This is a genomic window from Nocardia sp. NPDC127606, assembly GCF_042671725.1.
In the GTDB taxonomy this organism is placed as follows: Bacteria; Actinomycetota; Actinomycetes; order Mycobacteriales; family Mycobacteriaceae; genus Nocardia.
Window position 1 is genome coordinate 1,641,594 of the sequence record NZ_JBHXWQ010000001.1, and the last position, 15,336, is coordinate 1,656,929.

Sequence of the window (15,336 nt, forward strand, 5' to 3'; positions counted from 1 at the left end):
CCCCACGAGGCAATCCCGAAGGGCACAACCATGCATTTCACCGCGCAGGCATCGTCGAACGGTGTCGTCGAAAACCACTTCACCCTGGGTGAGATCACCGGCGTATTCTGGTCTTCCGCAGCCGATTCCGACGCCACACCCGTGGTGCTGATGGGCCACGGCGGAGGTCAGCACAAACAGGCACCCGGCATCGTGGCCCGCGCTCAGCACTTCGTCACCACCTGCGGCTTCACCGTCGCCGCGATCGACGCCCCCGGCCACGGCGGCAGGCCACGAACTCCCGCGGACGACCAGATCATCGCCACGCTGCGACAAGCCCAAGCCGCGGGCGAGCCGGTCGCACCGATCATCGTGGAGTACAACGCTTCTCTGGCCTCCCGCGCCGTCCCCGAGTGGCGGGCGACCATCGACGCACTGCAGCAACTGCCGAGCATCGGCGTCGATGCCCCCATCGCCTACTGTGGCACCGCGCTGGGTACTGCCATCGGTGTCGCGCTGACCGCGGCGGACCCCCGGATCGCCGCCGCCGTCTTCGGTCTGCTCGGTCACGAATCCCTGATCGAGGCGGCCGCCTCGATCACCGTTCCCGTCGAGTTCCTCCTGCAATGGAACGACGAATACGTCGACCGTGACAGTGCGCTAGCCCTGTTCGATGCCTTCGGTTCGGCGGAGAAGACCTTGCACGCGAACCCCGGTGGGCACGCCGAGGTTCCGGCCTTCCAACTGGACACCACCACCGAATTCCTGACGCGCCATCTGGTCCGAACAGCCTGACGCGCCGGCGTGGCCGGGTCCGATCCCGTCCGACTCGGCCACGCCGGGTGACCCAGATCACTCTTGTGGTTGACCTTGGGTCAAGGTGGACGCTCATGTCATGACTTCGAACACGAGAACCACAGCGACCACCACCACAACCGGTGCGGCACAGCACTATCCGACCTTGCAGCAGACCATCGAGGAGATCGTCGCCACCGGTTTCGTCGGCCTGCACGTGCGAGTCGACGACGGGCAGGGCGAGTGGGTCGGCACCGCCGGGCTCAGCGAGCTGGGCCCACCAACTACGCGCTCGCCAAGCTGTTGATCGAGGCGGTCACCGGTCACTCGCTGGCCGAGGAGATGCAGCGGCTGATCCTGGGTCCGCTCGGGCTCTCGGACACTGTGGTGCCGGAGACCTCGACCGAGATCGGCGGACCGCACGCCCACGCCTACTACCGCTATGACGACGCCGGGGTGGAGAAGACGGTCGACGTCACCTCCCAGAACCCGTCCTGGATCTCCAGCGGTGGCGACATGATCTCGACCAGCAAGGACCTGCACACCTTCCTCTCCGCACTGCTGCGCGGCAAGTTGCTGCCCGCCCCGCTGCTGGCCGAGATGCTCACCCCCGAAGCCAAGGTCGGCTACGGCCTGGGGGTGTTCGTCCAGGAGACCCCGAGTGGCACCGTCATCACCCACAACGGCGGCCACGGCGGTCATGCGGCGCTGATGTACAGCACGCTCGACGGCACCAAGACCATGACCGCCGCACTCAACTACATCGACGACGCCGACCTGTCGATGTCGACGACGTTCCAGGCCGCGACACAGCGACTGCTCGACGAAGTGTTCGGCGCCGCCACGGCGTGAACGCGCCTTCAAGGCCTCGCCGAGCCGGGCGCGGCCCCGGATGCTTGACCTCGACGCACCCTCAAGGTCAACTTTCCGAGTAGGACTACCTCGAACAAGGCGGACTGAGCAGATGATGAACGGCGTCACGATCGGCCAGGCCGCAGTTTTCGCCGGTGTCACGATCAAGACCGTGCGGCACTACGAGAAGAACGGTCTGCTCGACGAACCGGCCCGCGACAGCTCCGGCTACCGGCGCTACGGTTCCGCCGAGCTGTTGCGGCTGGTGCAGGTCAGAACCCTCGCCGCCGCCGGAGTACCGCTGGCCGAGATCGGACCACTGCTCGACGCCGACGCCGATGCCTTCGCCACCGAGCTCGCCGACGTCGAACGGCGCCTCACCGAGCGGATCGAGGAACTGATCGTGCGCCGAGACACGCTGCACCGGCTGGCCGACGGCGACCGCGCACTGCTGCCCGACCGCGCGGTGGAGCTGCTCGCGCGCCTGCCCGGCCTCGGCTTTCCCCCGGCGGAGGTGGCGGCGGCCAGGGAAGGGTGGGTGCTGGCCCGAGCGCTGGTCCCGGAGGGCTTCGACGATTACCTCACCAATGTCGAGAACGCCCTCGAGGACACCGAATTCCTCGCCCTGAGCAGGCGTGCCTCGGAATCGGTCACCTGGGAACCGGATGACCCGCGTGTCGAGGAAGTGGCCACCGCGCTGGCCGAGCACTACCTCGCCCACCCCGAACAGCTGAAGATCGTGACGGGCCTGCAAGCCCGCACAGAAGCCGCGACACGCTACAAATTGATCCGCCACCACGGTGAAGAGCGGGAATCAGCCTCGGCCCGGCTGTCGGCCCTCGTCGAGGCGAAACTCCGCGCCGCCGGCGTCTACATCCCCGGATCCCGCTGACCCGCACGGTCAGATCTGGTGCACCCACGCGACGAAGAACAACCCGCCGGCCGCCGCGAGAACCAGGGCGACCGGTATCGCCCACCACGACCGGTCACCGCCGAGCACAGTCCGCGTCACCCGCAGCTGCAACCGGCCGAACAGGGCGATCACCGCGACGAATGCCGGCGCGATCAACGCACCCAGCGCCGCGTGCACCAGCCACGCGCCCGCCAGGGTCGGCCCGCCCCACGAGGTCTCGTAACCGTCGGCGGCGACCAGCGGATAGGCGAGCCCGCGCACCAGAACCAGCACACTGAGCATCGCGAGGAACCAGCCGAGCAGCCCGACACCACCGGACAGCACCGATTGGATCAGGCAGCGTCGCAGCGAAATATTGTGGGCGCCGACAGGTTCGCGCAGGAGCAGTCGTGGCACCCGCAACCGGGTCCGCACCCGGGTGAAGGCCAGTGGCAGTGCCAGCAGTTCGTAGAACGCCGACCGCGCCACCGCGCCGATCACCGCAGCGACCCGGCCGCCGCGAGGTCGTCGAACAACAACTGGTCGACCGGGGGAACCAGATCGCGGTCACCGAATCCGAACCAGGCCAGTGCCTCGATCTCGCTGCTGGCCGTGAGCACCCCGCGGTAGTCGGCGGTGTAGCACGCCATCCGCACGACGGTGTCGTGCCCGTCGGCGATCGCGGCCTCGTAGGTGCCGACGTGGGCGGCGCTCTCGGGCGTGAGCTCGACGGTCAGTTCCTCGGCGACCTCACGGACCAGGGTCTGCAGGTCGGTCTCGACGCCTTCCCGTTTGCCGCCCGGGATGAAGAACACGTCCTTGCCGCGCGGGCGGGCACACAGGATGCGACCGTTCTCGATCAGCACCCAGGCCACCGTATCGATGAGCTGCTCTCGCGCAGGTTCCATCACGGCCCGCAGCATAATCGCCGCGGGCGCGACAGTGTCGCCCAGTCCCTGGCCCCCGGCCGTCGGCGAGGCGGTGCTACGTCTGGCGCACCCGGCGGTCAGTGGCCGGGCAGCACGCACACGGTGTCCAGCCCGAGGACACGGTTGAGGCGGCCGAACGCCAGCCAGGAACCGATGCTCATGCTCAGCTCCACCACCTCGGCCTGGGAGTACTCCGCGAACATCCTGGCCCAGAATTCGTCGTCGAGGCCATGGTGGTCGGTGGCGTAGCGCTCGGCGTATTCGGCGGCGAGGCGGGTCCGTTCGTCGAACCGGTCGGTGTCACGCCAGTGGGTGACGGCATCGGGGAACTCGGCTTCGACCTTCTGCCCGTCGCGTTCGGTGCGCCAGTCCTGACAGAACAGGCAGCCGTTGATCTGGGCGATCCGCAGCCGGGCCGCTTCGAATTCACGCAGGCCCAGGGTGGAGTGCTCGTAGACCGACAGCGAGAACGCCGCCGCGGCGACGCCGATGCCGGGCACCATCTCGCCCCACACGTAGCCGATGGGATCTTTGCCCTCGGGAATGTCGATGATCATCGTGGTGTCCTTCCGAGTTTGCCGACCGCGGCGCGCAGCGGCACATCGAGTGCGTCATAGAGACCGGGCGGCGCCTCGACCAGCCAGTCGATGGCATTGACCAAACGTCCCACCGCCGTGGCGTTTCCACCCGCCGCGCGATTGCCGCCTTCGTCGGTCGCTTCGACGCTGACCTCGATGCGTGGCGAACCCTCGATGATCACCCGGTGGGCGCCGTCACCGTCGGGTGGTGTCGGCCAGTCCGGTGCGCAGCTGGGATGGATGCGGGTGACGTGCTCGATCACGATGCGCGCCTGCCCGTCGACGATGCCTTGCACCTCGAACCGCACGGCGCCCTGCGTGCCCGCGTCGAACGCCCCCATCTGGGTGGTCTGCACGGTCGTGTCGAGGGCGCGCCGGTCGACGGTTTCGCGGATCTCGTCGAGTTCGACACCCAATGCTCTGGCCATCAGCCGGATCTGGCCGCCCCACACCATCGTCGGCACGCTCGCCATCAGCATCGGCGGCTGGTAGTCCATCGGCTGCCCCATCCCGACGAGGTAGCGCACCGAGTCGGGCTGGTCGTAGGTGGAGTAGTCGAAGATCTCCTGGCAGCGCACCACGTCGACGGTGGCGGCGAGCCCGCTGATCAACAGCGGCAGTACATCGTTGCCCCAGCCGGGATCCACCCCGGAGACGAACAGCGAACCACCGCCAGCGGCAATGGCTTCCAGCACCGGCTCGCGCATCTCGGCCGGTGCGTTGCGCGGGTCGTAGAGGGCGTAGAGCGCGGGGGTGACGACGACGGCGCCAGCGCGGATCGCCCGCACGATGTCGGCGAGCGCGTCATCGGGCCGGATATCTCCGGACGCCGCATACACCACCGCCTGGGGTCCGGTGGCGAGTAGCGCGTCGATGTCGTCGCCGGCGGCCACCCCCAATTCGGTGTCGAGGCCTGCGAGCGTGCCCGCGTCTCGGCCGACTTTGTCGGGGTTGTGCACGAGCACCCCGGTGAGGTTCAGCGCCGGATGGGCAGCCACGGCACGGATGGCCGCGCGGCCGACGTTTCCGGTGCCCCAGACGATCGTGGGGATCATCGAGCCACCGTAGCAAGCGCTTGGTTCGTCGTCTGGCGTATCCGAAATCTCAACTCGCGCGGACGCCGAGCCCCGGTGCGCCCACGGCCTCTGCCAGCCGGTTCACCGCTGCGGTCAGGTCGCGCTTCGCGACCTTGCGCGCGTCGAACATCGACACCACGACCTCGTCGTCGACCTGTTCCCACGTGCCCGCGATGCGACCGTCGACCAGCACCAGCGGCGAGATCCACCCCGCCGTCCTACTCACCTTCGACCGATGTTCGGCGGGCAGCAGCGCGGTATCGGCCGTACCGGGTCCCAGCACGTACTGGTCGAACGGACCGAGCAGATGGACACCGCCGTCCAGAGTCGACGCGGCGAGATCGTCGGCGAACTCGCTCGGAATCCAGCCGATCCGCCCCTCGACGTCGACCTCGGTCAGCGCGTCACCCATCGCCGCGAACCACCCGCGCAGCACGGTTTTGCGCACGCTGTTGCGACTGAGCCACGCGTCGAAGGCCTCCGGGGTCGCGGGACCGTACGCGCCGAGATAGGCGCGGATCAGCGCCGGTGCGGCGATATCGGGTTCCGGGATGCCCTTCCACCCGGGAGCCAGGTCGGCCGGTGCGGTGAAGGTGATCTTGGTCCCGCGCGCGGGACCGTGACACAGCGCGCCCTGCCAGGCCAACGGTTTGAGCACCGCACCCCAGCCCGAGCGCAACTGCTCACCGAGGTGGGCGAAGCCGGGTTCGGCGAGTACCGCGTCGACCAGCTCGTCCCGGGTCAGGACCTGACCGGCCAGGACCCCCGACACCACCTCCACCAGACCGGCCACCTGCTCCGGGGTCGCGCCGAACGTCTTCTGCCACGACGGTTTCTCCCAGGTCCGCGCCGATCCGATCAGCGACAGCGCGGCCGCGGCCTGCTCGGGCACCATCGCGTGCAGGGGTGCCGCGCATCGCCCAGGTCTTGATCAGCGTGCCCGCGCCCAATGCCTCACCGACACCGAGCGCGCGGGAATCGGCACTGCGCACCGCCACCGCCATCTCCGCGGCCGACGCCACCTGTGCCTGCACCCCGGCCAACCGAGCCGCCACATCCTCGGCAGAGCTCGCGGTCGGTGCCGCGACGAACTGGCGGCCCAGCCGCCAGGCGAACACCTGATCCCATCCGACACTAAGCATGCGTCCCCATCCCCGTGACCGATCCCGTTGGAGTCCCCATCAGATCAGATCACTCCGACACGAACGGGCTAGCTCGCCTCGGTCCGCCGGGTGGCGACACGGCGCAATGCGGCTCGCAATCCCGCGAATTCGTCGTCGCTGATCCGGTCGACGAAACAGTTGAGGACCAGGTCGGAGCGCCCGCCCACACCGAGCGCCTCGTGCATGAGCCGGGCGCTGTGTTCCTCGCGGGTCACCGTCGGCCAGTACCGGTACGCGCGGCCCTCACGCTCGCGGGCCAGCCAGCCTTTGCGGTGCAGATTGTCCATCGTCGACATCACGGTGGTGTAGGCGATGTCGCGTTCGGTCGCGAGTTCGTCGAACAGTTCGCGCACCGTGGTGGTGTCCACATCGCGGTCCCACAGCCGATCCATCAGCACTGCCTCGAGATCCCCGAAACCACGCACCGCCGACCGACTCCTTCACCTTGCCCGAACCGGCTTCACAGTACCGGCACCGCCTCGGTGAGAGTCGCGAGCATGGCAATGGCAAGAAGCGAAAACCACTCCTTGCCACCTCCAATGTATAGCGCACCCCCGGGCTTGCGGCAAGACCCCGGTAATGCCGCACAATCTCTCGGCGAGCCCGCAACCTGCAGAAATCTTGTCGAAGGGGAGTACTCGATGATCGACGTGATCGTGGCCGGCGGTGGACCGACCGGCATGATGCTGGCCGCCGAATTGAGGCTGCACGCGGTGCGGGTGGTCGTGCTGGAAAAGGACGACGAGCCGACGAAGATCGTCCGTTCGCTCGGTCTGCACGCGCGCAGTATCGAGATCATGGATCAGCGTGGCCTGCTCGACCGGTTCCTCGCGCTCGGACGCCGACATCCGCTCGGCGGGTTCTTCGCCGGCATTCCCAAACCGGCGCCCGAGCGACTCGACACCGCCCACCCCTATGTCCTGGCCATCCCACAACCCCGCACCGATCAGCTGCTGAGCGAGCACGCCACCGAGCTCGGCGTCGAGATCCGGCGCGGCACCGAAGTGGTCGGCGTGAACCAGTTCGACGACGCGGTCACCGTCGAACTGGGCGACGGCACCCGGTTACGTGCGCGCTATCTCGTCGGTTGCGACGGTGGTCGCAGCACCGTACGCAGACTGCTCGGCGTCGCGTTCCCTGGTGAACCGAGCCGGGTCGAGACACTGCTCGGCGAAATGGAACTGACCGCGTCACCGGAGACGATCACCGAGGTGATGACCGAAGTCCGCAAGACCCAGCTGCGATTCGGCGCGATGCCGCTGGCCGACGGGGTCTACCGCGTCCTCGCTCCCGCGGCCGGAGTCGCGCAGGACCGGGCTGTCGCGCCCACGCTCGAAGAGATGAAACAACAGCTCATCGCCACCGCGGGCACCGACTTCGGTGCGCACTCGCCACGCTGGCTGTCGCGTTTCGGCGACGGCACCCGCCAAGCCGAGCACTACCGTGTCGGCCGCGTGCTGCTGGCAGGCGACGCCGCCCACATCCACCCGCCCACCGGCGGACAGGGTCTGAACCTGGGCGTGCAGGACGCGTTCAACCTCGGCTGGAAGCTGGCCGCGGAGATCAACGGTTGGGCGCCACCGGGCCTGCTCGACACCTACGAGACCGAACGTCACCCCGTGGCCGCCGACGTGCTCGACAATACCCGCGCCCAGATGGAGCTGATGTCGCTCGACGCGGGACCACAGGCGGTGCGCAAGCTGGTATCGCAGCTGATGGAATTCGACGAGGTGAGCCGCTATCTCACCGAGAAGATCATCGCCATCGGAATCCGCTACGACTTCGGCGAGGGCGACCCACTACTCGGCCGTCGATTGCGCGATATCGCCTTGGAACGCGGTCGCCTCTACGCGCAGATGCACGCGGGCCGCGGACTCCTGCTCGACCAGACCGGGCACCTCTCCGTGCGGGGATGGGCGGATCGGGTCGACCACATCGTCGATGTCAGCGAAGAGCTCGATGCCCCCGCGGTACTGCTTCGCCCCGACGGGCATGTGGCGTGGGTCGGTCGAGATCAGCAGGATCTCCTCGACCACCTGCCTGTCTGGTTCGGTCGGGGTGACAGCACCGCAGCGATATGAGGTGTCGTCCGCAGCATCCACGGGGATCGTCTGCGCGACAGCGTGGTTGCGCTGACTCGCTGTCGCCCGGAATCATCGGCGTATGAGGCGCGCCGAGGTGGCCCGATGACCGAGTCCGACACATTCGCCACATTCCGGCCACTGCTGTTCACGATCGCCTACGAAATCCTGGGCTGTGCCGCCGATGCCGAGGACGTGTTGCAGGACAGCTACCTTCGCTGGCGCGACGCGACGGAGGTGACGCATCCGCGCGCGTACCTGGTGCAGATCGTCACCCGTCAGGCGATCAATCACCTCCGCGCAATCCGGCGCCGCCGCGAGGATTACGTCGGCACCTGGCTGCCCGAACCGATCCGCACCGCGCCCGACGCGGGACAGGATGTGTTGCTGGCCGAATCGGTGTCGATGGCGATGCTGCTCGTGCTGGAAACTCTCGGTCCCACCGAGCGCGCGGTGTTCGTGCTGTCGGAGGTGTTCGGCCACAGCTATCGCGAGATCGCGGAGATGATCGATAAATCCGACACCGCCGTGCGGCAGATCGCCCACCGGGCCCGCGCGCATGTCGCGTCGCGGCGCCGGCGCTTCCAACCGGACTCCGACACCAGCCGCGCGGTGATCGGCCGATTCCTGCTGGCCGCGAACACCGGCGACGTCAGCGCCCTCATGGCGGTGCTCGCGCCCGACGTCCTGCAGATCTCCGACGGCGGTGGCCGCGTGAGTGCCGCGCGCCACCCGATCATCGGCGCCGAGCCCGTCGCCCTGTTCCTGATCGGGCTGACCCAGAACTCGATGGCTGGCGCGACGGTCGAATTCGGCAGTTTCAACGCGCAGCCCACGGTGATCGCCCGATCGAAGAACGGCGATCTGGACACGGTGCTGGTGGTCGAGCTGACCGACGACCTCATCACCGGGCTCTACGCAGTCCGCAACCCCGACAAACTGCGGTCCATCGATGTCGTGCGCACCCTCGAGATCGCCGCCGAACGCACGCTGTGACGGAGGGCACAGCAACTGCGTGTCACGCTGGGACCCCGAGCGGTGTCTCCGAGAGTGTCCAGCAACACAGTGGAACGAAAGGACCATCCCCATGAAGGTCATCCTCGTGTGCAAGTCGGTGTCGCACGGCAACACCCAGCGCGTCGCCGACGCCATCGGCGAGGTGCTCGGCGGCCGCGTCGTCGCCCCCGCCGACATCGATCCGGCCGAGCTCGCCGACTACGACCTCGTCGGCTTCGGCTCGGGCATCTACAACATGGCTTTCCATCCGGAACTGCGCCGATTCATCGCCTCGCTGCCGGCCGGACACCAGGGCAAGGCGTTCGTTTTCCGTACCAGCGGATTCCCCGAACCGCCGTTTCGCCGCTATGTCACCACCCTGACCCGGGACATCGAGAAGAAGGGCTTCGACGTGGTCGACGCTTTCGACTGCCGAGGCTTCGACACCTGGCTGCCGCTGCGCCTGATCGGTGGCATCCGCAAGGGCCACCCCGACGCCGCCGACATCACCGCCGCGCGGGCGTTCGCCGAGAACCTGCAGGCCAGGACCACTTCTACATCCTGACGAACCGAACTCGTCAGACCCCGATGCGAACATATGTTCGTGTCCGATTCCGCCACCCCGCGTCGCCCGCGTATCCAGTCCCGCGCCGAGGCCTCGATCCTGCACGCCGACCTCGACTCGTTCTACGCCTCGGTCGAGCAGCGTGACCAGCCGTGGCTGCGCGGCAAACCGGTCATCGTGGGCGGCGGGGTGGTGTTGGCGGCCAGCTACGAGGCCAAGGCATTCGGTATCCGCACACCGATGAACGCGGGCCAGGCGCTGCGCCTGTGTCCGCACGCGATCGTGGTGCCGCCACGGATGTCGGCCTACGCCGAGGCGAGCAAGGCGGTATTCGCGGTATTCCACGACACCACCCCGGTGGTGGAGGGGATCTCGATCGACGAGGCGTTCCTCGACGTCAGCGGGCTACGCCGGGTCAGCGGCGAGCCGATCGACATCGGCCACCGGCTGCGTGCGCAGGTGGCCGACCGGGTCGGCCTGCCCATCTCCGTGGGCATCGCTCGCAACAAATTCCTCGCCAAGGTCGCCTCCGCCGTCGCCAAACCCGACGGGTTACGCCTTGTAGAACCCGGCAAAGAACTCGACTTCCTGCATCCATTGCCGGTGGAGCGATTATGGGGCGTCGGCAAAGTCACCTCGGCGACGTTGCACGCCAACGGCATCACCCGCATCGGTCAGCTCGCCGAACTCGGCGAACCCCACCTGCGCGCCATTCTCGGCCCCGCCGCGGCCCGTCACCTGTTCGCCCTGTCCTGGGCTCGCGACCCACGCCGCGTCGAAACCGGCAAACGCCGGCGCTCGATCGGCGCCCAACGCGCCCTCGGCCGCCGCCCCCGCGACCCCGACGAGATCGCCGCCTACCTCGACGGCCTCACCGACCGCCTCGGCCGCCGCCTGCGCGCCGCCGACCGCGTCTGCCGAACAGTGGTGCTGCGCCTACGGTTCGACGATTTCACCCGTGCCACCCGATCGCACACCCTCGTCGAAGCCACCGATGCCTCCACCGCGATCCGCCACGCCGCCCGCCTGCTGCTGCACACCGCCCAACCACTGATCACCGAACGCGGCATCACCCTGATCGGCCTCTCGCTGACCAACCTCGACGACGCCGACACCATGCAACTCACCCTGCCGCTGGAAGCGCGCGCCGAGAACACCCTCGACGCCACCCTCGACGACCTGCGCCGCCGCTTCGGCTCCACCGCCGTCACCCGCGCCGCACTCCTGCGCAGCGGCGAAGGCCTCTCGGTCCCGCTCCTGCCCGACTAACCGCGCCGGCGAACCAGCGGCAGGTACACCTCGTCGACGATCTCGACCAGCACCTCATCGGGAGCGGTCGGCACTCCACGCAGCACGAACTCGTTGCGCAGCAGCACGACCGCCACCGTGGCGACCCGTGGATGCAGGCACTCCGGCGCCGCCTCACCGCGCGCCACCGCGCGCCCGAGCACCGTCAACCACATCGCGGCCGTTCCATCGGCCGACTGTTCGGGCAGCTGTGCCAGCAGTTCGGCGGCGCCACCGGCGGCAGCGAGCAGTTCGCGCATGATCGCACCGAGTGCCGAACTCCAATGCCGATTGGCCCGCCGCAGCAATTCGAGGCAGTCTTCGCGCATGTCACCGGTATCGGGCACATCGACGGTGGTCGCCAGCTGCCGGTACGCGGCGATGCCGAGGGAGAGTCGGTTCGGCCAGCGCCGGTATATGGCGTTCTTGTTGGTCCCCGCGCGCTGGGCGACCTTGTCCATGGTCAGCCCGGCGTAGCCGGTCTCGACGAGTTCAGCCGCGGCAGCCCGCAGAATTGCGTCCTCGAGGTCGGCACCCCGCCTGCGCGTTGCACCGGACTTGCCAGGGTCCGCCATCGTCGATCTCCTCCCGAATTTCGTACGACAGTACCTTATACGTTCGGTCTTGTAACCAGCTCGCATGCCATATACGGTACGGCTAGTACCCTCGTTTCGTGAAAGGACTTCATCGTGCGAGCCAACGGAATCACCTACGACACGGGCTTCATCCGCGAAGGCCAGTCGTCGCGCCCTCACTTCGACCCTGACATCGTCCGCCAGGAACTGCGGATCATCCGCGACGAACTGCACTGCACGGCGGTCCGCATCGTCGGAGGCGACCCCGACCGACTCGAACGCGCCGCCGCCTACGCCGCCGACCTGGGCCTCGAGGTCTGGTTCTCGCCGTACCCCCTCGAACAGACCACGGCACAGATGCTCGAACTCTTCGCCGACTGCGCCGAGCGCGCGGAGCGCATCCGGCAGCGCGGCGCCGAGGTCGTGTTCGTCGCCGGTGCCGAGCTGAGCCTGATGAACATCGGCTTCCTGCCCGGCGCGAGCCTCGACGAACGAGTCGCGGCACTGACCGTGCCGAACGCGCTGCCCGGATTGGTCGGCGAGGTGGGCGCACACATCAACGACTTCCTCGGCGCCGCGGTGCCGCTGTTTCGCGAACGCTTCGGCGGCAAGATCACCTACGCCGCGGTGCCGTTGGAACGTGTCGACTGGACACCGTTCGACTTCGTGTCGCTGGACCTGTATCGCTCGGCTGAGGTCGCCGACCGATTCGCCGACGGCGTCCGGGACTTGGTCGCGCAGGGAAAACCCGTGGCCATCACCGAATTCGGTGCCGCGAGCTTCCACGGCGCCGGCGATGTCGGTGCGCGCGGACTCGAGATCGTCGAGTACGGTCCCGGCCCGATTCGCCTGCGCGCCACCTGCCTCCGCGACGAAGCAGGCCAGGCCGCCTATCTGCGTGAACTGCTGGAACTGTTCGACGACAGCGGTATCGACAGCGCCTTCGTGTTCCTCTTCGCCCTCTACGACATGCCGCATCGCCCCGACGGCGACCCCCGAGACGATCTCGACCTCGCCAGTTACGGCATCGTCAAGGTTCTCGACCGCGCCGGACACACCTATCCCGGCCTGGCGTGGGAGCCGAAGCTCGCCTTCGCCGCAGTCGCCGACCACTACGGATCCACCGTGCGAGCAGGCGTGGAATAATCGCCGAATGCCATACGCCGTCATCGGCTTTCTGACTCTCGCCCTGTGGGTGTATTGCCTCGTCGACATCATCACCAGCCCCGACGCGGGCATCCGCCACCTGCCGAAAATGGGGTGGATCATCGTCGTCGTGCTGATCCCGACGATCGGTGCGCTGCTGTGGCTGTTCGCGGGCAGGCCGGTCGGTGAGTCCGGACCTGTCTCGAATACCCGCTTCGGTGAATACGATCGCCCCGGTCGCCGGGTCGCGTCGAATCCCGACGACGACGAGGCCTTCCTCCGCGGCCTGCGCGAACGTGCCGAACAGCAGCGTCGCGAGGCCCGCAGGCAACAGGAAGAACGCGACCAGGACCCGGCCTGATCGCCCGAGAAGTACTGTGGCGATCGCGCATCTACGTGCGCTGATCGTGTTTGGCGGGCCGGAACAACGACCGCGTCCCGAACAGTGAACTGTCGAACCGCTTGCCCGCGTCCGGTTCCCGGTGATACCGCTCGATGCGCAGCACCTCGTTGCGGGAACCGAAGATGAACGGCACCCGCTGATGCACCTGGGCCGGGGGAACCTCCATCATGCGCTCGTGCCCGGTGGTCGCCGCCCCACCCGCCTGCTCGACGATGAACGCGATCGGGTTCGCCCCGTACAGCAGCGAGACACGGCCCGGCTGTGCGGGATTGCGCGTATCGCGCGGGTACAGATACAGCCCGCCCCTGGTCAGAATATGGAAGGTGTCGGCCACCAGTGACGCCACCCACCGCATATTGAAATCGCGCCCGCGCGGCCCGTCGACTCCCTCCAAACACTCGAGCACATACCGGCGCACCGGCCGCTCCCAGAACCGCTCATTGGCGGCATTGATCGCGAAACCCGAGGTGTCCTCGGGGATTCGCATCTGCGGATGAGTCAGCACGAACGCGCCGATCTCCCGATCGAGGGTGAACCCGTCGACGCCGCTGCCCGTGGTGAGGACCAACATCGTCGCGGGCCCGTACAGCGTGAACCCCGCACACACCTGCTCCACACCCGGCTGCAGGAAGTCGGTGTCGGCAGGTTCCGCGTCGCCGGCGACAACCTCTTCCGGCGCCCGCAGAATGCTGAAAATCGAACCGACAGGCAGATTCACGTCGATATTGCTCGACCCGTCCAGCGCGTCATAGGCCAGGAGATACTTCCCCCGCCGTTGCGTCGCGGGCAGCACGGCCGCATGCTGCTCGGACAACAACCCCGATAGATGACCGGACCACTGCGTCTGCCCCACCATGATCTCATCGGTCAACACATCGAGCCGCCCACTCACCGATGTCTCGTCCTCGACCCCCGACCCGATGATCGCCCCCCGCGTCACCTGATTGGCAATGATCTTCGCCGCCGTCGCCACCACATTCACCAGCGCGGAGAACTCCCCCGACGAACCGGGATGCCGATGCTCTTCCTCGATCGTGTACCGGGTCAGCGTTTTCAGTCCATTCGGCATTCGGTCACGACCCCCTGCGAAATCCGGTGCGTCCCTTGCCCTTTCCAGAATGGCTCACGGCCCGCCGATAGGCAATGTGAACTCTCACTTGACCTTGCCCCTGGGGGCAGCGTTTACATTCGCTGAATGAGGATCGGAGAGCTTGCGCGGCTGGCTCAGCTCAGCCCCAAGGCCATCAGGCGGTACGAGGCACTGGGGCTGGTCGCACCGGAACGGCACCCCAACGGCTTCCGCGAATACGACGACCACACCGTCCGGCTGGTGCGGGAAATCCGATCCCTGAATCGTCTGGGAATCCCGGTAGAGGAGACGCGCCCGTTCCTGGACTGCCTGGCGACAGGCAGCGAACACGTCGACGACTGCCCCGCGTCCTTGGCCGAATACCAGCGGACCATCGACGCACTCACCGCGGAAATCGACGCCCTCACCGCCCGCAGAGACGCCCTCACCGATCGCCTCCGCGAGGCCGCACACCGTCACAGCACCACGCGAACGCTCCCGTGGCCGACGGCGGTCTCCGCACTGCAGCCCTCATCAGGTCGCGATGGGACGCCCCAGCCACAGGCCGAGCGAACACACGACAACCCCACCGAACCGAAGGAATCACGATGACCCTGAGTTCTGCGATCGTCGGCACCGTGGCGGTGACCGATGAGACTTTCGACCGCGACGTGCTCACCCACCCCGGCCTCGTTCTCGTGGACGTCTGGGCCACGTGGTGCCCGTCGTGCAAATTGATCGCGCCGGTGCTGGCCGAAGTCGCCCGCGAACGTGCGGACACGCTAGCCGTCCGCACCCTCAATGCCGATGAGAACCCACTCACTGCCCGCACCTACCAGGTCATGGCCGCTCCTACGCTGCTGCTTTTCCGCGACGGCCAACTGCTGCGCACCCTCGTCGGCGCCCGCTCCAAAGCCCGGCTCCTCGCCGAGTTGGACGAGTAGTGGATC

At 67.7% G+C, this 15,336-nt stretch carries 20 protein-coding genes and 1 pseudogene; 12 read left to right on the forward strand and 9 right to left on the reverse strand.

What is annotated here, in order from left to right; translation table 11 throughout:
• The first annotated feature begins 30 nt into the window (after window positions 1–30).
• The 4 genes from ACFVJ5_RS07635 to ACFVJ5_RS07650 all read left to right on the forward strand — a co-directional run bounded on the left by ACFVJ5_RS07635 (window position 31) and on the right by ACFVJ5_RS07650 (window position 2,518).
• Entirely contained in the window at window positions 31–774 is a 744-nt protein-coding gene (locus tag ACFVJ5_RS07635; protein WP_379219067.1) for an alpha/beta hydrolase, read from the forward strand.
• A 100-nt stretch (window positions 775–874) separates the two neighbouring features.
• Window positions 875–1,081 (forward strand): hypothetical protein, encoded by a 207-nt coding sequence (locus tag ACFVJ5_RS07640; RefSeq protein WP_379219068.1) that lies wholly within the window; start codon window positions 875–877, stop codon window positions 1,079–1,081.
• On the forward strand, window positions 1,018–1,626 hold the full coding sequence (locus tag ACFVJ5_RS07645) for a serine hydrolase domain-containing protein (RefSeq protein ID WP_379219069.1): 609 nt from the start codon (window positions 1,018–1,020) through the stop codon (window positions 1,624–1,626). Before ACFVJ5_RS07640 ends, ACFVJ5_RS07645 begins: the two co-directional genes overlap by 64 nt.
• Window positions 1,627–1,741: 115 nt before the next feature.
• Window positions 1,742–2,518 (forward strand): MerR family transcriptional regulator, encoded by a 777-nt coding sequence (locus ACFVJ5_RS07650; protein ID WP_379219070.1) that lies wholly within the window; start codon window positions 1,742–1,744, stop codon window positions 2,516–2,518.
• 9 nt (window positions 2,519–2,527) lie between these two features.
• On the opposite strand, the gene ACFVJ5_RS07655 is transcribed toward ACFVJ5_RS07650, so the two are convergent.
• The 7 genes and pseudogenes from ACFVJ5_RS07655 to ACFVJ5_RS07685 form a co-directional block, all read right to left on the reverse strand.
• Window positions 2,528–3,019: a hypothetical protein gene (locus tag ACFVJ5_RS07655; RefSeq protein ID WP_379219071.1), complete on the reverse strand. Its 492-nt coding sequence runs from the start codon at window positions 3,017–3,019 to the stop codon at window positions 2,528–2,530.
• Entirely contained in the window at window positions 3,016–3,426 is a 411-nt protein-coding gene (locus tag ACFVJ5_RS07660) for an NUDIX domain-containing protein (protein WP_379219072.1), read from the reverse strand. Before ACFVJ5_RS07660 ends, ACFVJ5_RS07655 begins: the two co-directional genes overlap by 4 nt.
• Before the next feature lie 98 nt (window positions 3,427–3,524).
• On the reverse strand, window positions 3,525–4,004 hold the full coding sequence (locus ACFVJ5_RS07665; protein WP_378991755.1) for a carboxymuconolactone decarboxylase family protein: 480 nt from the start codon (window positions 4,002–4,004) through the stop codon (window positions 3,525–3,527).
• Complete coding sequence (locus ACFVJ5_RS07670) at window positions 4,001–5,080, reverse strand: dihydrodipicolinate reductase (RefSeq protein WP_379219073.1); 1,080 nt, start codon at window positions 5,078–5,080, stop codon at window positions 4,001–4,003. The genes ACFVJ5_RS07665 and ACFVJ5_RS07670 overlap by 4 nt, the downstream gene beginning before the upstream one ends.
• A gap of 49 nt (window positions 5,081–5,129) precedes the next feature.
• Entirely contained in the window at window positions 5,130–5,996 is an 867-nt protein-coding gene (locus ACFVJ5_RS07675; RefSeq protein WP_379219074.1) for a DNA glycosylase AlkZ-like family protein, read from the reverse strand.
• 58 nt (window positions 5,997–6,054) lie between these two features.
• Window positions 6,055–6,243: pseudogene (locus tag ACFVJ5_RS07680) on the reverse strand (winged helix DNA-binding domain-containing protein); the annotation flags it as partial.
• A 68-nt stretch (window positions 6,244–6,311) separates the two neighbouring features.
• Window positions 6,312–6,689, reverse strand: coding sequence for a BlaI/MecI/CopY family transcriptional regulator (locus ACFVJ5_RS07685; protein ID WP_379219075.1), 378 nt, complete (start codon window positions 6,687–6,689; stop codon window positions 6,312–6,314).
• A gap of 216 nt (window positions 6,690–6,905) precedes the next feature.
• Between ACFVJ5_RS07685 and rox the strand changes: the two genes are divergently transcribed.
• From rox to dinB, 4 genes are all read left to right on the forward strand, one after another.
• Window positions 6,906–8,345, forward strand: coding sequence for a rifampin monooxygenase (rox, locus tag ACFVJ5_RS07690; RefSeq protein ID WP_379219076.1), 1,440 nt, complete (start codon window positions 6,906–6,908; stop codon window positions 8,343–8,345).
• 105 nt (window positions 8,346–8,450) lie between these two features.
• Window positions 8,451–9,341: an RNA polymerase sigma-70 factor gene (locus ACFVJ5_RS07695; RefSeq protein WP_379219077.1), complete on the forward strand. Its 891-nt coding sequence runs from the start codon at window positions 8,451–8,453 to the stop codon at window positions 9,339–9,341.
• 91 nt (window positions 9,342–9,432) lie between these two features.
• Entirely contained in the window at window positions 9,433–9,906 is a 474-nt protein-coding gene (locus ACFVJ5_RS07700; protein WP_379219078.1) for a flavodoxin family protein, read from the forward strand.
• A 33-nt stretch (window positions 9,907–9,939) separates the two neighbouring features.
• On the forward strand, window positions 9,940–11,175 hold the full coding sequence (dinB, locus tag ACFVJ5_RS07705) for a DNA polymerase IV (RefSeq protein WP_379219079.1): 1,236 nt from the start codon (window positions 9,940–9,942) through the stop codon (window positions 11,173–11,175).
• Here dinB and ACFVJ5_RS07710 read toward each other — a convergent pair.
• On the reverse strand, window positions 11,172–11,768 hold the full coding sequence (locus tag ACFVJ5_RS07710) for a TetR/AcrR family transcriptional regulator (RefSeq protein ID WP_379219080.1): 597 nt from the start codon (window positions 11,766–11,768) through the stop codon (window positions 11,172–11,174). The two genes, dinB and ACFVJ5_RS07710, sit on opposite strands and share 4 nt — an antisense overlap.
• Before the next feature lie 114 nt (window positions 11,769–11,882).
• Here ACFVJ5_RS07710 and ACFVJ5_RS07715 point away from each other — a divergent pair, with 114 nt between their 5' ends.
• Together ACFVJ5_RS07715 and ACFVJ5_RS07720 are read left to right on the forward strand one after the other, a co-directional pair.
• Window positions 11,883–12,914, forward strand: coding sequence for a hypothetical protein (locus ACFVJ5_RS07715; RefSeq protein WP_379219081.1), 1,032 nt, complete (start codon window positions 11,883–11,885; stop codon window positions 12,912–12,914).
• A 7-nt stretch (window positions 12,915–12,921) separates the two neighbouring features.
• On the forward strand, window positions 12,922–13,275 hold the full coding sequence (locus ACFVJ5_RS07720; protein ID WP_101468011.1) for a PLD nuclease N-terminal domain-containing protein: 354 nt from the start codon (window positions 12,922–12,924) through the stop codon (window positions 13,273–13,275).
• Between the two features lie 31 nt (window positions 13,276–13,306).
• Here the strand turns inward: ACFVJ5_RS07720 and ACFVJ5_RS07725 are convergent, their stop codons facing one another.
• On the reverse strand, window positions 13,307–14,386 hold the full coding sequence (locus ACFVJ5_RS07725) for a class 1 fructose-bisphosphatase (protein WP_379219082.1): 1,080 nt from the start codon (window positions 14,384–14,386) through the stop codon (window positions 13,307–13,309).
• A 126-nt stretch (window positions 14,387–14,512) separates the two neighbouring features.
• Here ACFVJ5_RS07725 and ACFVJ5_RS07730 point away from each other — a divergent pair, with 126 nt between their 5' ends.
• Both ACFVJ5_RS07730 and ACFVJ5_RS07735 read left to right on the forward strand, forming a co-directional pair.
• The gene (locus ACFVJ5_RS07730) at window positions 14,513–14,998 is read left to right on the forward strand and encodes a MerR family transcriptional regulator (RefSeq protein ID WP_379219083.1); all 486 of its coding nucleotides are present in this window, start codon (window positions 14,513–14,515) and stop codon (window positions 14,996–14,998) included.
• Window positions 14,995–15,330: a thioredoxin family protein gene (locus ACFVJ5_RS07735; RefSeq protein ID WP_379219084.1), complete on the forward strand. Its 336-nt coding sequence runs from the start codon at window positions 14,995–14,997 to the stop codon at window positions 15,328–15,330. Before ACFVJ5_RS07730 ends, ACFVJ5_RS07735 begins: the two co-directional genes overlap by 4 nt.
• Window positions 15,331–15,336: the final 6 nt, after the last annotated feature.